Genomic DNA, 17319 nt, shown 5'->3' on the forward strand with positions numbered 1-17319 from the left:
GGGGCGATCAGACGGCGTCGTCGCCGGTCTCGCCGGTGCGGATGCGGATGGCCTGTTCGACGGGCGAGACGAAGATCTTGCCGTCGCCGATCTTGTCGGTGCGCGCGGCCGAGATGATTGCCTCCACCGCCGCCTCGACCATGTCATCGGCCAGCACGACCTCGATCTTCACCTTCGGCAGGAAATCGACCACATATTCGGCGCCGCGATAGAGTTCGGTATGGCCCTTCTGGCGGCCGAACCCCTTGACCTCGATCACCGACAGCCCCTGGACGCCGGCCTCCTGCAGGGCCTCTTTCACCTCGTCCAGCTTGAACGGCTTGATGATCGCCTCGATCTTCTTCATCCGCGACGACTCCCTCTGCCTCTCGCCCTTCGGACCGTGTCAGACCACTTTCGTCCGGGGCTCACAATTGGCTAGGCTGGCCCTGCCGGACGCCCCGGCAGCTTTTCGCGGGTCGCGATCAGGAAATGATCATGTCGCCTACGGATTGTGCGAATTGAGAACGGATTGCCGGTGAAACAGCATCAAATCCTGACCTCTGCCCAAATGCGCGCCATCGAGCAGGCGGCGATTGCCTCTGGCGTCACCTCCGGGCTGGAGATGATGGAGCGGGCCGGGCAGGGCGTGGTCGCGGCGGTGCTGGCGGAATGGCCGGCACTGGCGGCCGGCCCGCAGAGTGCCGTGGTGCTGTGCGGTCCGGGCAACAACGGCGGCGACGGCTTCGTCGTGGCGCGGCTGCTGCGCGACCGGGGGTGGAGGGTGGAGGTGTTCCTCTATGGCGACCCGGCGCGGCTGCCGCCGGATGCCCGGGTGAATTACGAGCGGTGGGGTGAAAAGGTCGGAGACGTTCTTGTGGATTTCGACCGGCGGAGGGGCTGGCACGGCGCCGATCTGGCCGTCGACGCGCTGTTCGGCACGGGACTGACGCGACCCCTCGACGATCTGACGCAGGTGCTGTCCAACCTCGGCGATGCCGCCGACATCTCTGCCGATCCGGTCCGGAGGGTCTCGTCCGCGTTCGACGTGCCCCGCGTCGTCGCGGTCGATCTGCCCAGCGGGATCGACGCCGACAGCGGCAAGACGCTGAACCCGTCGCATGGCGGGCGCGGGGCGGCCTCGGCCAATCTGACCGTCACCTTCCACGCGCCGAAACTGGGACATGTTCTGGCAGAGGGGCCCGTCGCCTGCGGCAAGCTGGTGGTCGCGGATATCGGGCGGGGGCGCGAGCCGGGGCTGCCCTCGCGGCAGGCCAGGGTCGAGGAGGCCTCGGTTTCGGGGGCCGTTTGCAAGGCATCCGGCCACAAATACCATCACGGCCACGCCCTCATCCTGTCCGGCGGCCCGGGCCGGGGCGGGGCGGCCCGGCTTGCCGCCCGCGGTGCGCTCCGGATCGGGGCGGGGCTGGTAACCCTCGCCTGCCCGCCCGCCGCGCTGATCGAGAATGCCGCGCGGCTCGACGCGATCATGCTGCGCCCGCTGCGGGGCGAGAGCGAGGCCGCGGCGCTGGCCGAGCTGCTGGAGGATGCCCGCGTCAACGCGCTGTGCCTCGGTCCCGGGCTCGGCATCGAGAGGGCGGCGGCGCTGATCCCCGTCGCGCTCGAGGCGAAGCGGAAAACCGTCCTCGACGCCGATGCGCTGACCGCGCTGGCCGCCGACCCGAACCTGTTCGCCATGCTCCACGGGGCTTGCGTCATCACCCCGCATGGCGGCGAATTCGCGCGGCTCTTCCCCGACATCGCCGACCGCCTCGCCGCCCCCGCCACCGCCGGCCCCGCCTGGTCCAAGGTCGATGCCACCCGCGAGGCCGCGGCCCGCGCCGGCTGCACCGTTCTTTACAAGGGTCCCGACACCGTGATCGCCACCCCTGAAGGACGGGCCGCGATCAACGCTGCCGCCTATGACCGCGCCGCACCCTGGCTGGCCACTGCCGGGGCAGGGGATGTGCTGGCGGGCTTCATCGCCGGGCTGCTCGCGCGGGGCTTCGATCCATCCGCCGCCGCCGAAACCGCCGCCTGGCTGCATGTGGAGGCCGCGCGCCGCTTCGGCCCCGGCCTGATCGCCGAGGATCTGCCCGAGGCGCTGCCGGGCGTCTTCCGCGATCTCGGGTTCTGACTCCGCCCCCCCTGCACCCGACCCAGATATCCTGCGAAGGTGCGGGTCGCGACACCCCGCGACCCGCCATTCCCCTTGCCAAAGCCCCGCGCATGGCGTAATGGCGCGGCACTTCACAGGCAGGGGCTGGGCCCGAGGGGGAAACATCCCCGAGGGTCCGCCGGTTGGGCGCAAGCCTGAATCCCCTGCCGAGGCGCAAACCGGAAAGGAACGACCATGGCGCTTCCCGACTTCTCCATGCGTCAGCTCTTGGAAGCTGGCGTGCATTACGGTCACCAGACTCAGCGCTGGAACCCGCGGATGGCCGAATACATCTACGGCGACCGCAACGGCATCCACATCATCGACCTGACCCAGACGGTCCCGATGCTGGACGCGGCCCTGCAGGTGATCCGCGATACCGTCGCCAGGGGCGGCCGCATCCTCTTCGTCGGCACCAAGCGTCAGGCCTCGAAGGCCATCGCCGAGGCCGCCGAGAAATCGGCGCAATACTACATGAACCACCGCTGGCTCGGCGGCACGCTGACCAACTGGAAGACCGTGTCGCAGTCGATCGCCCGTCTGAAGCAGATCGACGAGGTCATGGCGTCGGGCGCGGAAGGCCTGACCAAGAAGGAACGGCTGAACACCGAACGCGAGCAGGCCAAGCTGCAGGCCTCGCTGGGCGGGATCCGCGACATGGGCGGCCTGCCGGACCTGCTGTTCGTCATCGACGTGAACAAGGAAGATCTCGCCATCCTCGAGGCGCAGAAGCTGGGCATCCCGGTCGTGGCCGTGGTCGACACCAACTGCTCGCCCAAGGGCGTGGACTATGTGATCCCCGGCAATGACGACGCCGCCCGCGCCATCGCGCTTTATTGCGATCTGGTCGCCCGGGCCGCGCTCGACGGCATGACCGCCCAGATGGGCGCGGCCGGCGTGGACCTCGGCGCGCTCGAGGATGTGGCGCCGGAAGAGGAACTGGCCGAAGGCGCCGGCGCCTGAGGCCGGGCCGGGGCCGCGGCCTTGCCTCCGGGCAGGGCCGGCCCGTCCCCACTGTTACGGAACTGTCATCGGGCGGGGATACTCCCCGCCTGACTTCCGAAGGAAGGCCGGCTTCCCGGCCATATCGCACAATCGAGGAGAGCCGGACATGGCAATCACCGCCCAGATGGTGAAGGAACTGCGCGAATCGACCGGCGCGGGCATGATGGACGCCAAGAAGGCGCTGACCGAAACCGACGGCAACATGGATGCCGCGGTGGACTGGCTGCGCACCAAGGGTCTGGCAAAGGCCGCGAAGAAGGCCGACCGCGTGGCCGCCGAAGGTCTGGTGGGCGTGATGGTGACCGATGGCCGCGGCGTCGCGGTCGAGATCAACTCGGAAACCGACTTCGTAGCGAAGAACGAGGAATTCCAGGGCCTCGTGCGCGACGTGACCCGGGTGGCGCTGGAAACCGGCGACTCGGTCGAGGTGGTGAAAGCCGCCGACCTGAACGGCCAGACCGTCGAACAGGTGCTGACCGATGCCATCGCCCGGATCGGCGAGAACATGACCTTCCGCCGGATGCACCTGCTGGAAGGCGATACCGTCGTGTCCTACGTCCATAACGCCGCCGCCGAAGGCATGGGCAAGATCGGCGTGCTGGTCGCGCTGACCGGTCCCGCCGACAAGGCCCGCGAAGTGGGCAAGCAGTTCGCCATGCACATCGCCGCCACCGCGCCGCTGGCGCTCGGCGAGGCCGATCTGGACCCGGCCGTCGTTGCGCGAGAGCTGGAAGTGCAGACGGCCAAGGCGCTGGAAGAGAACGCGGCCTCGGCCAAGCCGAAGCCCGAGGCGGTGATCCAGAACAACATCATCCCGGGCCGGATGAAGAAGTTCCTGTCGGAAGTGACGCTGCTCGGCCAGTCCTTCGTGATGAATCCCGACGTGACCGTCGAACAGGCGGCCAATGACGCGGGCGTCCGCATCACCGGTTATGCCCGGGTGATGGTGGGCGAGGGCATCGAGAAGGAGAAAGAGGATTTCGCCGCCGAGGTCGCCAAGACCCGCGGCGCCTGATCCGGAGGGTCCGATCTTCGGGCTTGCCTTCACCAGACGATCCGACGGGCCGGGGGGAGACCTCCGGCCCTTTCGCTTTTCCCGGCGCGCCTGCGCGGGCGGGGCAGGGCGAAAGCGGAGGACGAAACACGGGAAGGCGATGCCGGTCCAGCCGACACCGCCCCCGGGGACGCGCCGCATCATTGGGGATGAGGACAGGGCGCGCATCACGATGGGTGTCGGGCCGGCCCGAAACGCGGCCGGCACACGACGTGCGGCAAGGCTCCCCGGAAATGCCCGGGCTGAACCTTGGCCGCTGTTCCTGGCAAAAGCCACCACTCACGGAACGATCGCACTTTCGTCATTTACGCAGCGTAAGGAAAGTCCGGAAATCCTTACCGTCCGGTAAGAATTTTCTGACAACCGCCGTTGAAGCCCGATGGCCCTGCCGCAAGCGTGCGCGCCTACCCGGGGCGCCCGCCGGTCAGGGGCGGGGCTCGCCCGGATGTTCCAGCACGAAGATCTGGTTCTGGAACGAGGCTTTCAGCACCGCCTGCGCGGTGGTGTCGACCTCCAGCGCCTCGCGCGCCAGACGCAGGTGCTTTTCAATCGTGGCCGGGGTCAGGCCCATGATCTTGGCGATGTCGGCGGTGGTCTTGCCGTCCCCCACCCATTCCAGCGCCTCGCGCTGGCGCGGGCTCAGCGACCGGCGCAGGGTGGTGTAGGGCATGGCGGTGATCCGCAGATGCGTGACGTTGTTCAGCAGCAGGATCTCGCGCCCGTGGCGGGCCCAGATCGCATCGACCTCGGCCTGCCGCAGCCCGCGCTGCGCGCAAAGCCCGATCGCACCCTTCGCGCGGCTCGACACGTCGCGGAAGCTGATCGTGTAGCCCGCCACCACCCCGTGGAGCTGGTTGAACTCCATCACCCGCCGCTCGGCCGCGGTCAGCTCGCCCCGGGCCGCGCGCTCCTCGCGGATGCGCCAGGACTGCGCGCCCTCGTGATCGGCGGCCCAGCGGACCATCGGCGCCTGCAGGTAGAGCCCGCCGCGGATGAAGCCGTCGAGATAGGCCTTGTCGTGGTTCGACAGGATCAGCAGGTCGTCGAGGTCGCCGAAGGAATGCGCGGTGCGGAACCGGGTGAAGCCATAGATCAGCCGGTCGAAACCGTATTCCGCCATCCGCGACAGATGCAGCGCCCAGACGTCCTCCATCCGCTCGGCCTGCATCAGCTGTTCCAGATGGTCAATCATCGTCACGCTCGTTCCCACACAAGGGGACCGCTCCGACCGCCGTCCGCACCTGCCGGTGCCTTGCGCCGCGAAATATGCGGCACGTCGCCTTGCGCCAGATTGTTGCAGCGATCGGCCTGTCCCCGGAAATTTCCTGCCATGCCCGTTCCCGCATGTCGAGAGCCCTTTCGGAGAGGCCCGGCTGTTGCTAGCACCGGGGGACCCGGGCGGCGCGGCGCGGGAGGCGGGGGACGGGGCATGACGGAAACCGGCGTGGTGGTGATCGGCGGCGCGGCGATGGGGGCGTCGCTGGCCTTCTGGCTGACGCGGATGGAGCCGGGCCTGCCCGTCACGGTGATCGAGCCTGACCCCAGCTATGCCCGGTCCTGCACCGCGCTTTCCGCCGCCTCGATCCGGCAGCAATTCTCGGAACCCGTCAACGTGGCGATCAGCCGGTTCGGGGTGGAGTTCATCCGCGACTTCGCCCGCTGGACCGGGCCCGCGGGCGGCGTGCCCTCGCTGGGCTTCCGCGAGAACGGCTATCTGTTCCTCGCCGACAGCGCGGCCGAGGCCGAGCGGTTCGAGGCGCTGGCGGCGATGCAGCGCAGCCTCGGCGCCGCGACCGTGGTGCTGACCCCGGCCGAGATCGCCGCGCGCTTTCCCTGGATCGAGGTGGCGGGGCTGCAGGCCGGCAGCTTCGGTCCGCGCGACGAGGGCTGGTTCGACAATATGGGCCTCGTCACCGGGCTGAAGGCCGCGGCGCGGGCGCAGGGCGCCCAGTTCCTGCGCGGGCGGGTGGTGGGGCTGGACCGCGACGGCGACCGCATTGTCGCTGCCCGGCTGGAGGATGGCAGCCGCATCGCCGCCGACCGCTTTGCCTGCGCGGCGGGCACGGCGGCGGGCGCGGTGCTGCGGATGGCGGGGGCCGATCTGCCGGTCGAGCCGCGCAAGCGCACCGTCTTCGTCGTCGATGCGCCGAAGGTCCGCCAGCCGGACGCGCCGCTGATCGTCGATCCGGCGGGCTACTGGATGCGGCCCGAACACGGGCAATGGCTGACCGCGACCGTCCCCGACCGCGACGGCCCCTGCGACCCGCAGGATTTCGCCCCCGAGGCGGACGAGTTCGAGGCGCTGATCTGGGAACGGATCTGGGCGCGCATCCCCGATTTCGACCAGGCGCGGGTGACGCGGGTCTGGGCGGGGCACTATGACTTCAACCCGGTGGATCACAACGGGCTGGTGGGGCGGCATCCGGATCTGGACAACATGTTCCTGCTGAACGGCTTTTCCGGCCACGGGCTGCAACAGGCGCCCGCGGTGGGGCGCGGCGTGGCGGAACTGATGCTGACCGGCGGCTATGTCAGCATCGACCTGTCGGACCTGTCGGCAGCGCGGCTGACCTCGGGCGCGCGGTCGCGGGAACAGGCGATCGTGTGACCGGGGACCGGGCGACCGGGGACCGGGTGACCGGGGATCTGCCGCCGCTTGCCGCCTGGGGCGCCGAGGGGCTGGCGCTGACGCCGCTGCCGGGCGGGCATCGCAACCTCGTGCTGCGCGGGCAGGGCGGCGGGCGCGATCTGGTGTTCAAGACCACGCGCCGCGACGAGGCCGCGCTGCGCTGGCTGGGGCCGGTGCAGGATGCGGCGCGGGCGGCGGGCCTGCGGGCGCCGGGGCTGATCGCCAGCGCGGCCGGGCATCTGCGGGTGGAGGGCTGGACCTGCGAGCCGTGGTTGCCCGGGGTGCCGGCAGAGGCCGCCGATCTGGCCCGCATCGCGCCGCTGGTGGACCGGTTCCACCGGAACGCCCGCCCCCTGCCGCAGCGTCCGGGCTTCGTCGCGGCGGCAGAGGCCGGGCCGCGGACGGCCGCGGGCGACCTCGACCTGCCCGCAATGCCCGGGGATCTGGCCGCGGCCTGCCTGCGGGCCTGGGCGCCGCTGGCGGGGCAGCCGATGACCGCGCTGCATGGCGACCTCGGCCCGGGCAATATCCTGATGACCGTCGACGGTCCGGCGCTGATCGACTGGGACGAGGCGAGGCGGGACGCGCCGCTGTTCGACCTCGCCGCATTGATGCAGGCGGACGACGCCGTGGCGGCCCGGGCCTGCCTCGCCTGGGAGGTCGCGGTGTGCTGGCATGTCGAGCCTGCGCGGGCGCGCCGCCTCGCCCGGGGGCTGAGGGCGGGCTAGGCCCCCCTCAGAACGGGATTTCGTCGTCGAGGTCGCCGCGCGAGCCGCCGCCCGATCCCGACCCGGACCCGCCGCCCGAGCGGCCGCCGCCGCCATAGGAGCCGCCCGAGCCGCCGCCGTAGTCGCCGCCGCCGCCATAGCCCTCATCCGGGCCGCCATAGCCGCCGCCCGATCCGCCGCCGCCTTCGCCGCGACCGTCGAGCAGCGTCAGCTCTCCCCGGTAGGGTCGCAGCACGATCTCGGTCGTGTAGCGGTCCTGGCCAGACTGGTCCTGCCATTTGCGGGTTTCCAGCGCGCCCTCGATGTAGACCTTCGACCCCTTGCGCAGATACTGCTCGGCGATCTTGCCGAGCGGTTCCGAGAAGATCGCGACCGAATGCCATTCGGTCCGTTCCTTGCGCTCGCCGGAATTGCGGTCGCGCCAGGTTTCCGAGGTGGCGATGCGCAGGTTCACCACCTTGCCGCCGTTCTGGAAGCTGCGCACCTCGGGATCGCGCCCGAGATTGCCCACGATGATGACCTTATTCACCGAGCCTGCCATGACCGTCTCCCTGCTGCGCGGCGCCGGCGTTTCCGGCGAATCCCGTATCGAGCCACGGTTAGACCACAGATGGTTGACGGAAGGCAAACGCCGCCCGGCCGCGAGGGCGGGGGCGGGCGGGGGCGGGCGATGGCGGGCTTTCGCTGCCGGCGGTGCGGGCGGCGCGGCGGGGAATCCGGGCGATCTGGCGCGCGGCGGAGTTTTTGCTATAGTCCCGCCGACAGAACACGAGGGACAGACAGTGCAGGACATGTCTTCGGCCCGCGCCGCGCGTGGCCTGATGCTGGCAGCCGGGCTGGTGGCGGCGGTTCCCGTCCTGCTGCCCGGTGCGGTCCGGGCAGAGGGCCTGACCCCCCGCGCCTCGACCCAGTCGCGGATGACGCTGTTTTCCAGCCAGCTTTCGGTGCTCGACGGCCGGGCGTCGCAGCAATACGAAAACTCGGTCCGCTACCAGCCGAACTACGATGCCGAAACCAACAGCGTGGTGCGGGGCATCCCGCGCTTTGCCGGCGCCTACAAGGGCGAGTACCTGCCCGTCGCCCGCGCGGCCGCCCGCAAGCACCGGGTGCCCGAGGATCTGTTCCTGCGGCTGGTGCAGCAGGAATCGGGCTGGAACCCGGGGGCGGTGTCGCCCAAGGGCGCGCTCGGGCTGGCGCAGCTGATGCCCGAGACGGCGATGCTGCTTGGCGTCGATCCGGCCGACCCGCGCGCCAATCTCGAGGGCGGGGCGCGCTATCTGCGGCTGATGTACGACCGGTTCGGCGACTGGAAGCTGGCGCTGGCGGCCTACAATGCGGGGCCGGAGGCGGTGCAGAAGCATGGCGGCGTGCCGCCCTATGTCGAGACGCTGAACTACGTGAAGGTCATCCTCGGCAGCTGAGCGACCCCCCGACTGAGCGCCCCTCGACGAAAAGAGGCCGGGCGCGAAGGCCCGGCCAGGAAGAGGGTTGCCGTCAGGGGTTGGCGGTAACCCGAACCGTCAGGGAGGGATGGCGCCGCCGGGATCAGGCGCGCCAGAAGGGCTTTTCCGCCTCGTGCGCCGCATGGTCGGGCGCAACGCCGATATCGCGCAGCAGGCGGGCGTCGAGCCGGCGCAGCGCGAGGCGGGTGGCGCGGCGCAGGCGATAGTCGGCAATGGTGACCGCCACGCCCCGGACCGCGCGGCGCACCGCGCCGGTGGTGGCGGCTGGCGTGGCGTTCAGGGGAAGCGTCGTCATCATGGCACCTTTGTGTTGATACAATTCATGTTGTCTGGTAGTTTGTACCCTACGCCCGCTCCCGGATCGCTGCCAGAGAAACATTGTGACAGATACAACTTGGTGCCCCGACCTCGCCTCTGCCGAAGGGCCGAAATATCTGGCCCTCGCCCATGCCCTGCGCGACGCGGTGCGCGAGGGCCGGCTGACCGAGGGGCAGAAGCTGCCGCCGGTGCGGGAACTGGCCTGGCGGATCGGGGTGACGCCAGGCACCGTCGCCCGCGCGTATACGATCGGCACCGACGAGGGGCTGCTGCAGGCGGCGGTGGGGCGCGGCACCTTCGTCTCGGCCCGCCAGCCCCGGCTGGGTCCCAGCCAGTCGCTGCATGTGGAACGGCCCGAACCCGATGCCTCGGGGCGGGGGCCGGTGGACCTGCGGTCGCCGCAACTGCCCGATGTCGGGCAAAGCGCCGCGCTGGCCGACAGCATGGCCCGGGTCGCCGCGCGGATGACGGCGGGCGAGATCGGGCAGGACTGGCTGGAATATCCCTCGCTGCGCCGCGACCGCCCGCTGCGCGAGGCATTGGTGGACTGGCTCGGCCCCCGCGACCTCGGGCGTTTCGATGCCGACGAGATTGTACCCGCACATGGCGGACAATCGGCGATGAACATCGTGCTGCAATGTTGCCTGCGGGGCGACCGGCCCGTGGTCTTTGCCGAGGAACTGGCCTATCCCGGCTTTCGCCACGCGGCGCGGCTGAGCCGGGCCGAGGTGGTGCCCGTCGCGCTCGATGCGCAGGGGCTGCGGCCCGACGCGCTCGACGCCGCCTGCCGCCGTCACGGCGGGCGCATCGTCTTCATCACGCCCGAGGCGCAGAACCCGACCTCGGTGCGGATGCCGCTGTCCCGGCGGGACGAGATCGTGGCCGTCGCCCGCGCCCATGACCTGCAGATCATCGAGGACGACTGCTATTCGGTGCCGGGCAATGCCGATCCGGCGCTGCGGGCGCTGGCGCCGGAACGGGTCTGGCATGTGTCGAGCCTGTCGAAATCCGTCTCGGCCGGGCTGCGGGTGGGCTGCATCATCACCCCGCGCGGCATGGGCGAGGCGGGGCGGCTGACGGCGCAGCACGGCTTCTTCGGCATGGCGCGGCCGCTGACGGACATCGTGACCGACCTGCTGGTCTCGGGCCGGGCGGCGGAGCTGCGCGACAAGGTGAACGCGGTCTATGCGCGCCGGCTGGCGATGGCGGTCTCGGCGCTCGGGCTGTACGACCTGTCCTGGCAGCCGGGCCTGTCCTTCCTGTGGCTGCGGCTGCCCACCGGCTGGCGGGCCTCGACCTTCGCGCGCGAGGCCGAGGGTGCGGGCGTGCTGATCCGCTCGGCCGACGAATATGCGCTGCAGGATCATCACGCGCCGAACGCGGTGCGGATCGCGGTGGCGGCGGGCGTGCCCGAGGATCGCTTCGCCCGGGCGCTGGACCGGCTGGCGCGGCTGCTGGCCAATCCGCCCGGCGACCTGCCGGTCTAGCGGTGACCGACGGTCGCCATCCTCCCGCCCGGGCACCCGGTCCCGCAACCGGCATCGACGAGGATGCGGCAGAGCGGCGGCTGACGCATTTCGTCGCCGGGGACTGGCGCGCGCCGCTGTCGGTGCGGATGGGCGAGGGGCCGATGGTGCTGGCGGGGCCGGCGGATCTGGCCCGGGCGCTGGCCGCCGCCCGCGCGGCGGGGGCGGGCTGGCGGGCGCGCGGCGGCGAGGGCCGCGCGGTGCTGCTGGGGCTGGGGCAGGCGCTGCCCGACGCATGGCAGCCGGGGGCCGAGCCGGAGCCGGTTCTGGTCGTCGGCCGGGCCGGTCCGCGCCGGCTGACCCGGATGATGGCCGCGGGGGCTGCGGTGGTGCTGCTGCGCCCCGCGCCGCTGTCGCCGGGGCTGGTGGCGCTGGCCGACCGCCTGCGCCGGGCGGGGCTGCCCCCGGGGGTGCTGAGCCTGCTGACCGGACCGCCCGAGGCGGCAGAGGGCTTTGCCCAAATCGCGGGCATCTGCCGGTTCTGACCGCAAAAACCGCGCCGCCCCCCGCGCTTGCCCGCTTCCATCCGTGAAAGACCTGTGCAAACTGAAGGTACGGGACAGGCGCACCATCGGGGCACCGAGACTGGCGCGGACGGGGAAGGCGGGCATGGAAGACCAAGGCTGGTGGGGGCGGTTCCGCCGATCCGAGTCCTTCGCGGGCCTCGCGCTCGTCAGTCCCACGGCCCTCTATGCGCTGCTGCTGCTGGCCGCGCCGCTGGCCACCATCCTGCTCTATTCCTTCCTGACCGATGGCGACACCCAGACCCGGATCGTCTGGGACTTCACGCTGGACAATTACATCGCCACGCTGACCGAACCGCTGTATCGCGCGGTGATGATCCGGTCGTTGTCGGTGTCGATCCTCGTCACCGCGGTCACGGTGATCCTCGCCTTTCCGGTCGCCTACTACGTGTCGTTCCACGTCGCGCCGCAGCGCAAGTCGCTGTGGCTGTTCCTGATCACCATCCCGTTCTGGACCAGCTACCTGATCCGGGTGTTCCTGTGGAAGGTGATCCTCGGCTATAACGGCGTGATCAATTCCGGGCTGACGACGCTCGGCATCATCGACGAGCCGCTGACCTTCATCCTCTACAACGTCAACGCCATCGTCATCACGCTGGCCCATGCCTATGCGCCCTTCGCGATCCTGCCGATCTTCGTCGCGCTGGAAAAGATCGACCGCTCGCTGCTGGAGGCGGGTCAGGATCTGGGGGAATCGAAGGCGATGACCTTCCTGCGGGTGACGCTGCCGCTGGCGATGCCGGGGGTGGTGGCGGCGGTGCTGATCGTGCTGATCCCGACCGTGGGCGACTATGTCACCCCGCAGATCATCGGCGGCGGCAAGATCCCGATGGTGGCCAACCTGATCCAGAGCCGGATGCTGGACCTCGACAACCGGCCGCTCGGCTCGGCGCTGGCGGTGGTGGCGATGCTGGTGGTGACGGTGGTGGCGCTGGCCTTCGTGGCGCTGAACGCCCGCTTCCTGAAGGTGAAGAAATGAGCGAGTCCCGCGACAGGAACGGGCTGCGTGACGGAAAGGGGGGCCGCGGATGACGGACGGTCGCGGGCTGAGACTCTATGCCATCCTCTATCTGGTCTTCCTCTACGCGCCGATCCTGCTGCTGCCGGTCTTCGCGCTGAACGACGCGACCATCGTGGCCTTCCCGCTGTCGGGCTTCACCACCAAATGGTTCGGCCAGCTTGCGCAGCTGCCGACGCTGTTCGACGCGCTGAGGAACTCGCTGATCATCGCGGTCTCCTCCTCGATCCTCGCCACCACGCTCGGCCTGTTCGCCGCCCGCGCGTCCAGCCGCTACGACTTCGCCGGCAAGGGTCCGATCATGGGGCTGATCATGCTGCCGCTGGTCCTGCCGGAAATCATCGTGGCGATGTCGCTGCTGATGGTCCTTCTGGGCATGGGGCTGAACCTTGCCGTCTGGTCGGTGATCCTCGGGCACACGCTGATCTGCATGCCCTTCGCCATCGCCATCCTCTCGGCCGCGTTCCAGAGCCTCGACCGCTCGCTGGAAGAGGCGGCCTACGACCTCGGCGAAAGCCGCTGGTCCACCTTCCGGCTGATCACCCTGCCGCTGGTGATGCCAGGGATCGTCTCGGCGCTGCTGATCTCCTTCACCATCTCGATGGACGAGTTCATCATCGCCTTCTTCCTCGCCGGGGCGGAACCGACGCTACCGGTCTATATCTACTCGCAGCTGCGCTTCCCCAAGCAGATCCCCTCGATCCTCGCGCTCGGCACGATCCTCGTGGCCGTGTCGGTGGTGCTGCTGACCATCGCCGAATATTTCCGCCGCCGCGGCATCGCCAAGGTCGGCGGCAAGGATACCGGAGGTTTCCTGTGACGCTCGCCCCCAACCCTCTGGCGGCCCCCGCCGCAACGCTCGCCGCGACGCCGCGCCCGACGATGATCGAGTTCCGCGACGTCCACAAATATTACGGCGACTATCACGCCCTGCGTGGGATCACCGCGACGATCCGGGCGGGGGAGTTCTTCTCGCTGCTCGGGCCCTCGGGCTGCGGCAAGACCACGCTCCTGCGCACCATCGCCGGGTTCGAGGGCATCTCCTCGGGCGCGGTGCTGATCGACGGCAAGGACATGCAGGGGGTGCCGGCGAATGTGCGGCCCACCAACATGGTGTTCCAGTCCTATGCGATCTTCCCGCATCTGACCGTGGCACAGAACGTGGGCTTCGGCCTGCGCCGCGAGGGCGGGACCGCGGCGGAAAAGGCCCGGCGGGTGGACGAGGCGCTGGAGATGGTGGGGCTGAAGGGCTATGGCGCCCGCGCCGCCCATGCCCTGTCCGGCGGGCAGCGGCAGCGGGTGGCGCTGGCCCGGGCGCTGATCCTGAAGCCCAAGGTGCTGCTGCTGGACGAACCGCTGTCGGCGCTCGACAAGAAGATGCGCGAACAGATGCAGGTCGAGCTGATCCGGCTGCAGCGGCAGGTGGGCATCACCTTCATCCTCGTCACCCATGACCAGGAAGAGGCGCTGGTCATGTCCGACCGGATCGCGGTGATGTTCGAGGGCCAGATCGCGCAGCTCGCCGACCCCGAGATGCTGTACCGCCGCCCGGCGACGCGGCAGGTGGCGGATTTCATCGGGGTGATGAACTTCCTGCCCGCCACCGTCACCTCCGAGGCGGCGGGGCGCATTGCCATCGACGTGCAGGGCCTCGGCCCCTGCGAGATCGACGCGGGCCAGGCCCCCGGCGCGCTGACCGGCGGCGCGGCCGAGGTGGGCTTCCGCCCGGAAACGCTGACGATCCTCTATGACGGCCAGACCGCCACCGACCGCGAAACCCCCGGCACCATCGAGGAGGTCGTCTATTACGGCGACATGACCTATTACGACGTGAAGCTGGACGGGGTGGACCGGCCCGTGCGCATTTCCATGCGCAACGTCTTCGGCCGGCCGGTGCTGGACATCCGCACCCGCACCCGCGTCGCCTGGAGCCCGGGGGCGCTGGTGCTGTTCCGGTGAGGGGGGGCGGTCCGAAGCGGGCGGGCGGGGTTGGTGTGGCGGGGGGCTGGATTCGGCCCAAACCGGCAGTTCGGACTAGGCGCTGCGAACGGCAGATTTCCGAACAGAGAGCGCGCAGCATCGCTGACCTCGAAACGAAGATTTACGTGATGTTCCGTCGCGCGAACGACAGCGAGTTTACGTCAAGAGGGTATGAGTTCAGATAGTCGGCAGCAGTCAGGTCGCTCAACGTCGCCAATCGGAGACCGATCTCGGACAAAGAGAACGGAGCTATCCATCTGATGCCGTTGATTTTCGGCGAAATATGCCTCTTGATCTCGTCGCGATCCGCCAGTTCGCGTTTTTCCTCGTCGTCAAGAATTGCGATGAAAGTGATTGGGATAGAGTCTTTGTTTGACCACCTTGCATGAGGATACACGCGCAACTCACGTATTGAGCGCACCGCTTTTCCCAAGTCTGACTCGCCTTTCGGGTGCTTCGATAGGATCGCCCTGCGCAATGACGCGACCGACGCGACGAAGTCGTCTGGGAAAGCGAAACGGCCAAAGTAAGTTTCGAGCGCCGATGCAAATTCGAGCTGTTGTTGCTCGTCTTTACATCCTCGATGGCGCTTCCAAGTTACAAGAAGCTTCTTGGTTACGCTCATGGTGCGAGAGAAATCGACAACTGCGCCTTCCGGCGCTGCCGACAGAAAACCGTAACGAGGCGCTTGACCACGCTCGATGTCCTCAATGCGTTTCGCATCGACGGTGACCATTGAGCAGACTGATACGTGCGGAACGCGCGCTGGTTCGCGAACCACTTCGCAAGTCTGCGAAACGACGGCAAAACCGACTACTTCGGAGTCAAAGACGGCTCCTCCGTCATCTTCGCCATCTTCTGTCCGCTCGGATATGTCGCGAAAGAGGAAGTCACCGCAATTAAGAGAGAAATCGCCTTGCTGCCATTCAGCAAGGCGAACCAGAAGATCTTTGTCGCTCTCCGATTTTTCCTCGGGCAACCGGCACGTCCTTTATACCTTGCCCCGACGCGCTTTTGCGCGCCGAAGCTTCGGCTGATTGAGCGGTAAGATCTCTGTTTCATCCATTCCGTCCGCTGCTACGATGGCCTTCCCCCAATGTGTTGAAGCATTGAGTTTTTCAGCCTCCTGCGTCAACACGCGGTCGAAGGACGGCCGCCCCGCACCTTTCCCGGCCAGATCGCGGACAAGCTCGTATTCACCGCTGCGCAGCAATTCCAAGTAGGTTTGTCCAAAACGTGTATGCCCCAGAAGCAGATTCCGGTTTTCTTCCGCAGACCCTTTGTCGATAAACCTAAGGACAGCTACGACCCTGCCCAAACGCTCATGGTTTTCAGCGGATACCGTTTCACCTGATGACCAATGGTACGGTGTGCGCTTAGAAACCCCGAAGACCTCCGCAACCTGCGCCCACGTCAGCCCAGAAACCCGCCGGAGTTCGTTGACCAGTTCGGCAGGGGTCTGGTTCGCGAAATAACCTTCGTCCTTCATAGAAAAGGACACTGGTAGGTTCAGAGCCGTACTGCCTTCCAAGTACTCTTGGCGAAGCGCGAGCGCCTGAATGTCACTTACAGATATCTTGAAGCTCGGCGCGTGCGAGAAGGGCGCTGCCACTTCGGGAATGGCTTCGTCCATTGCGTCCAGTCGACCTGCCCCGTGCAATCCGGGAGCGAGAAAAATCGCCGCGGCGACAGCGCCTGCGGGAAGCTGTTCAATCAGCATGTCACTTGGCTCCAAAACGTTCCAAGAATTTTTCAGTCACACCCCAGCGGAAGAAAGCATAAGCGCGTGCGGCAACCTTGTCGAGTTCAGCGCACAGCACTTGGGTATCGAATGCCTGTCCAGCACAATCTGTACTGAAAGAATCTACGTCAAGGACCCAGCTTTTTACGCGAACCGGCGGCGCCATTTCAGGGTCATGGCTGAACTTAGGTGGTGCGAGCCCATATCGAGCGATGATCTTACCTTCCTTGGTCGTGCCGGTGATCTCGGTCATCGAAATATCAATGTGTTGCACCAACCCTGATTGAAGCACGTTCAAGAGTTCCGCATGGATCAAATCAGATAGCGCGGCGAGGTCGTTCGGGTCTTGCAGCCGGTCGACATACCTGAACCCCACCCGTTGAACCAGTGCAGGGTGGATCGTCTCAACGAGCTTCGACAGAATGAACTCAAACCTAGAAAGGAAATCGTTTCGCGACACGTAGCTCGCAGTTTCCAGAGTGATTGCATCGGGCGCTAAAGACACACGTATCACTCTGCGCGCGTCGAAAAATCGCCAGATAGTGGTAGTGAGTTGGTGCGGCCTCACTTCGTTGCCCGTGATAACGATGTCGACGCCTTGGATCGTATCCCTCTGAAAATGCGGGTACTCCCCGCGGATAGCCTCTTGGAAGTTCGCAATGTAGCTTTCTTCCGCGATCTTGGCGATCCTAGGGAACTTCACCTGACCCAGCACGCGCACCAACGGCGCGTTGCTCAGCAGCACGCGCTCAGGAACCTCCCCGAAGAGGGGGTCGTCGCAACGGTCTGCCATGTTGTTCTCCCTCTTTTTGAACGGAATATAGCATATGAAGTAAAGTGTGAAGTACGAATTTCTAGCCGTCAGAGGTTGAAGAATCCTTCAACGGTCGGTGCACTACTCGAGCGCGAGCTGGCGCAGTCGCAACAGCAAGCCGAAGGAGCAGACAAAATGCAGCCAAGCCCTTGTGTGGTTCTCCCCATGCCGTGGCTGGGCGCCGGCTGCGACGTCGCAGCCACTCGTTCGCTTCGCAGCGAAAGACCGCTCTCCGCCCAAAGTGCTCCCCGCCGTCCGCCGTCCGCCGCCCGCCGCCACACATCACCTCACCCCCTACACAGGCCCACCCAAACCCATCGCCCCGGCCTGTCCCCCCACCACCCCCCCCACCCCCCGCTTGCACATCCGCCGCCGCCGCCCT

At 67.8% G+C, this 17319-nt stretch carries 18 protein-coding genes; 11 read left to right on the forward strand and 7 right to left on the reverse strand.

Annotation, left to right across the window (positions count from 1 at the left end; all coding sequences use genetic code 11):
• Positions 1-7 precede the first annotated feature (7 nt).
• Positions 8-346 carry a P-II family nitrogen regulator gene (locus EEY80_RS14510; RefSeq protein ID WP_126977577.1) on the reverse strand — a complete coding sequence of 113 codons (339 nt, stop codon included), beginning with the start codon at positions 344-346 and terminating at the stop codon, positions 8-10.
• Between the two features lie 204 nt (positions 347-550).
• Between EEY80_RS14510 and EEY80_RS14515 the strand changes: the two genes are divergently transcribed.
• The 3 genes from EEY80_RS14515 to tsf all read left to right on the forward strand — a co-directional run bounded on the left by EEY80_RS14515 (position 551) and on the right by tsf (position 4157).
• Entirely contained in the window at positions 551-2116 is a 1566-nt protein-coding gene (locus EEY80_RS14515) for an NAD(P)H-hydrate dehydratase (protein WP_126977639.1), read from the forward strand.
• 216 nt (positions 2117-2332) lie between these two features.
• Complete coding sequence (rpsB, locus tag EEY80_RS14520) at positions 2333-3100, forward strand: 30S ribosomal protein S2 (protein ID WP_126977579.1); 768 nt, start codon at positions 2333-2335, stop codon at positions 3098-3100.
• Between the two features lie 148 nt (positions 3101-3248).
• On the forward strand, positions 3249-4157 hold the full coding sequence (tsf, locus tag EEY80_RS14525) for a translation elongation factor Ts (protein WP_126977581.1): 909 nt from the start codon (positions 3249-3251) through the stop codon (positions 4155-4157).
• 463 nt (positions 4158-4620) lie between these two features.
• Here the strand turns inward: tsf and EEY80_RS14530 are convergent, their stop codons facing one another.
• Entirely contained in the window at positions 4621-5388 is a 768-nt protein-coding gene (locus EEY80_RS14530) for a helix-turn-helix transcriptional regulator (protein ID WP_126977641.1), read from the reverse strand.
• 237 nt (positions 5389-5625) lie between these two features.
• On the opposite strand from EEY80_RS14530, the gene EEY80_RS14535 reads away from it, so the two are divergent.
• Positions 5626-6804: an NAD(P)/FAD-dependent oxidoreductase gene (locus EEY80_RS14535; RefSeq protein ID WP_126977583.1), complete on the forward strand. Its 1179-nt coding sequence runs from the start codon at positions 5626-5628 to the stop codon at positions 6802-6804.
• A gap of 26 nt (positions 6805-6830) precedes the next feature.
• Positions 6831-7553: a phosphotransferase gene (locus EEY80_RS14540; RefSeq protein ID WP_164738268.1), complete on the forward strand. Its 723-nt coding sequence runs from the start codon at positions 6831-6833 to the stop codon at positions 7551-7553.
• Positions 7554-7560: 7 nt separating this feature from the next.
• Here EEY80_RS14540 and ssb read toward each other — a convergent pair whose 3' ends face one another.
• A complete protein-coding gene (gene ssb / locus EEY80_RS14545) occupies positions 7561-8094 on the reverse strand; it encodes a single-stranded DNA-binding protein (protein ID WP_126977587.1) in 534 nt (177 codons plus the stop codon).
• A gap of 250 nt (positions 8095-8344) precedes the next feature.
• Here ssb and EEY80_RS14550 point away from each other — a divergent pair, with 250 nt between their 5' ends.
• A complete protein-coding gene (locus EEY80_RS14550; protein ID WP_407920738.1) occupies positions 8345-8974 on the forward strand; it encodes a lytic transglycosylase domain-containing protein in 630 nt (209 codons plus the stop codon).
• Between the two features lie 124 nt (positions 8975-9098).
• Here the strand turns inward: EEY80_RS14550 and EEY80_RS14555 are convergent, their stop codons facing one another.
• Complete coding sequence (locus EEY80_RS14555) at positions 9099-9311, reverse strand: DUF1127 domain-containing protein (protein ID WP_235829859.1); 213 nt, start codon at positions 9309-9311, stop codon at positions 9099-9101.
• Positions 9312-9396: 85 nt separating this feature from the next.
• On the opposite strand from EEY80_RS14555, the gene EEY80_RS14560 reads away from it, so the two are divergent.
• From EEY80_RS14560 to EEY80_RS14580, 5 genes are all read left to right on the forward strand, one after another.
• Positions 9397-10821, forward strand: a complete 1425-nt coding sequence (locus EEY80_RS14560; protein ID WP_126977591.1) for an aminotransferase-like domain-containing protein — start codon at positions 9397-9399, stop codon at positions 10819-10821.
• Positions 10822-10823: 2 nt separating this feature from the next.
• Entirely contained in the window at positions 10824-11345 is a 522-nt protein-coding gene (locus EEY80_RS14565; RefSeq protein WP_126977593.1) for a hypothetical protein, read from the forward strand.
• A gap of 124 nt (positions 11346-11469) precedes the next feature.
• Positions 11470-12363, forward strand: a complete 894-nt coding sequence (locus EEY80_RS14570) for an ABC transporter permease (RefSeq protein ID WP_126977595.1) — start codon at positions 11470-11472, stop codon at positions 12361-12363.
• A gap of 49 nt (positions 12364-12412) precedes the next feature.
• Entirely contained in the window at positions 12413-13222 is an 810-nt protein-coding gene (locus tag EEY80_RS14575; protein ID WP_126977597.1) for an ABC transporter permease, read from the forward strand.
• Between the two features lie 62 nt (positions 13223-13284).
• Positions 13285-14361 (forward strand): ABC transporter ATP-binding protein, encoded by a 1077-nt coding sequence (locus tag EEY80_RS14580; protein ID WP_126977645.1) that lies wholly within the window; start codon positions 13285-13287, stop codon positions 14359-14361.
• 142 nt (positions 14362-14503) lie between these two features.
• Here EEY80_RS14580 and EEY80_RS14585 read toward each other — a convergent pair whose 3' ends face one another.
• Genes EEY80_RS14585 through EEY80_RS14595 form a run of 3 tightly spaced genes read right to left on the reverse strand, consistent with a single transcriptional unit; the run spans position 14504 to position 16916 of the window.
• Positions 14504-15361: a hypothetical protein gene (locus tag EEY80_RS14585; RefSeq protein ID WP_126977599.1), complete on the reverse strand. Its 858-nt coding sequence runs from the start codon at positions 15359-15361 to the stop codon at positions 14504-14506.
• A gap of 12 nt (positions 15362-15373) precedes the next feature.
• Entirely contained in the window at positions 15374-16102 is a 729-nt protein-coding gene (locus EEY80_RS14590; RefSeq protein WP_126977601.1) for a hypothetical protein, read from the reverse strand.
• 1 nt (position 16103) lies between these two features.
• Positions 16104-16916 carry a TIGR04255 family protein gene (locus EEY80_RS14595; protein WP_126977603.1) on the reverse strand — a complete coding sequence of 271 codons (813 nt, stop codon included), beginning with the start codon at positions 16914-16916 and terminating at the stop codon, positions 16104-16106.
• Between the last annotated feature and the right edge of the window lie 403 nt (positions 16917-17319).

Source organism: Frigidibacter oleivorans, from assembly GCF_003993775.1.
Classification (GTDB): domain Bacteria; phylum Pseudomonadota; class Alphaproteobacteria; order Rhodobacterales; family Rhodobacteraceae; genus Frigidibacter; species Frigidibacter oleivorans.

Excerpts from the sequence above, each read along its gene's own strand:
- EEY80_RS14510 (WP_126977577.1), bottom strand. The coding sequence starts at position 346 with ATGAAGAAGATCGAGGCGATCATCAAGCCGTTCAAGCTGGACGAGGTG.
- EEY80_RS14515 (WP_126977639.1), top strand. The coding sequence starts at position 551 with ATGCGCGCCATCGAGCAGGCGGCGATTGCCTCTGGCGTCACCTCCGGG.
- rpsB (WP_126977579.1), top strand. The coding sequence starts at position 2,333 with ATGGCGCTTCCCGACTTCTCCATGCGTCAGCTCTTGGAAGCTGGCGTG.
- tsf (WP_126977581.1), top strand. The coding sequence starts at position 3,249 with ATGGCAATCACCGCCCAGATGGTGAAGGAACTGCGCGAATCGACCGGC.
- EEY80_RS14530 (WP_126977641.1), bottom strand. The coding sequence starts at position 5,388 with ATGATTGACCATCTGGAACAGCTGATGCAGGCCGAGCGGATGGAGGAC.
- EEY80_RS14535 (WP_126977583.1), top strand. The coding sequence starts at position 5,626 with ATGACGGAAACCGGCGTGGTGGTGATCGGCGGCGCGGCGATGGGGGCG.
- ssb (WP_126977587.1), bottom strand. The coding sequence starts at position 8,094 with ATGGCAGGCTCGGTGAATAAGGTCATCATCGTGGGCAATCTCGGGCGC.
- EEY80_RS14550 (WP_407920738.1), top strand. The coding sequence starts at position 8,345 with ATGTCTTCGGCCCGCGCCGCGCGTGGCCTGATGCTGGCAGCCGGGCTG.
- EEY80_RS14555 (WP_235829859.1), bottom strand. The coding sequence starts at position 9,311 with ATGACGACGCTTCCCCTGAACGCCACGCCAGCCGCCACCACCGGCGCG.
- EEY80_RS14570 (WP_126977595.1), top strand. The coding sequence starts at position 11,470 with ATGGAAGACCAAGGCTGGTGGGGGCGGTTCCGCCGATCCGAGTCCTTC.
- EEY80_RS14575 (WP_126977597.1), top strand. The coding sequence starts at position 12,413 with ATGACGGACGGTCGCGGGCTGAGACTCTATGCCATCCTCTATCTGGTC.
- EEY80_RS14580 (WP_126977645.1), top strand. The coding sequence starts at position 13,285 with ATGATCGAGTTCCGCGACGTCCACAAATATTACGGCGACTATCACGCC.
- EEY80_RS14590 (WP_126977601.1), bottom strand. The coding sequence starts at position 16,102 with ATGCTGATTGAACAGCTTCCCGCAGGCGCTGTCGCCGCGGCGATTTTT.
- EEY80_RS14595 (WP_126977603.1), bottom strand. The coding sequence starts at position 16,916 with ATGGCAGACCGTTGCGACGACCCCCTCTTCGGGGAGGTTCCTGAGCGC.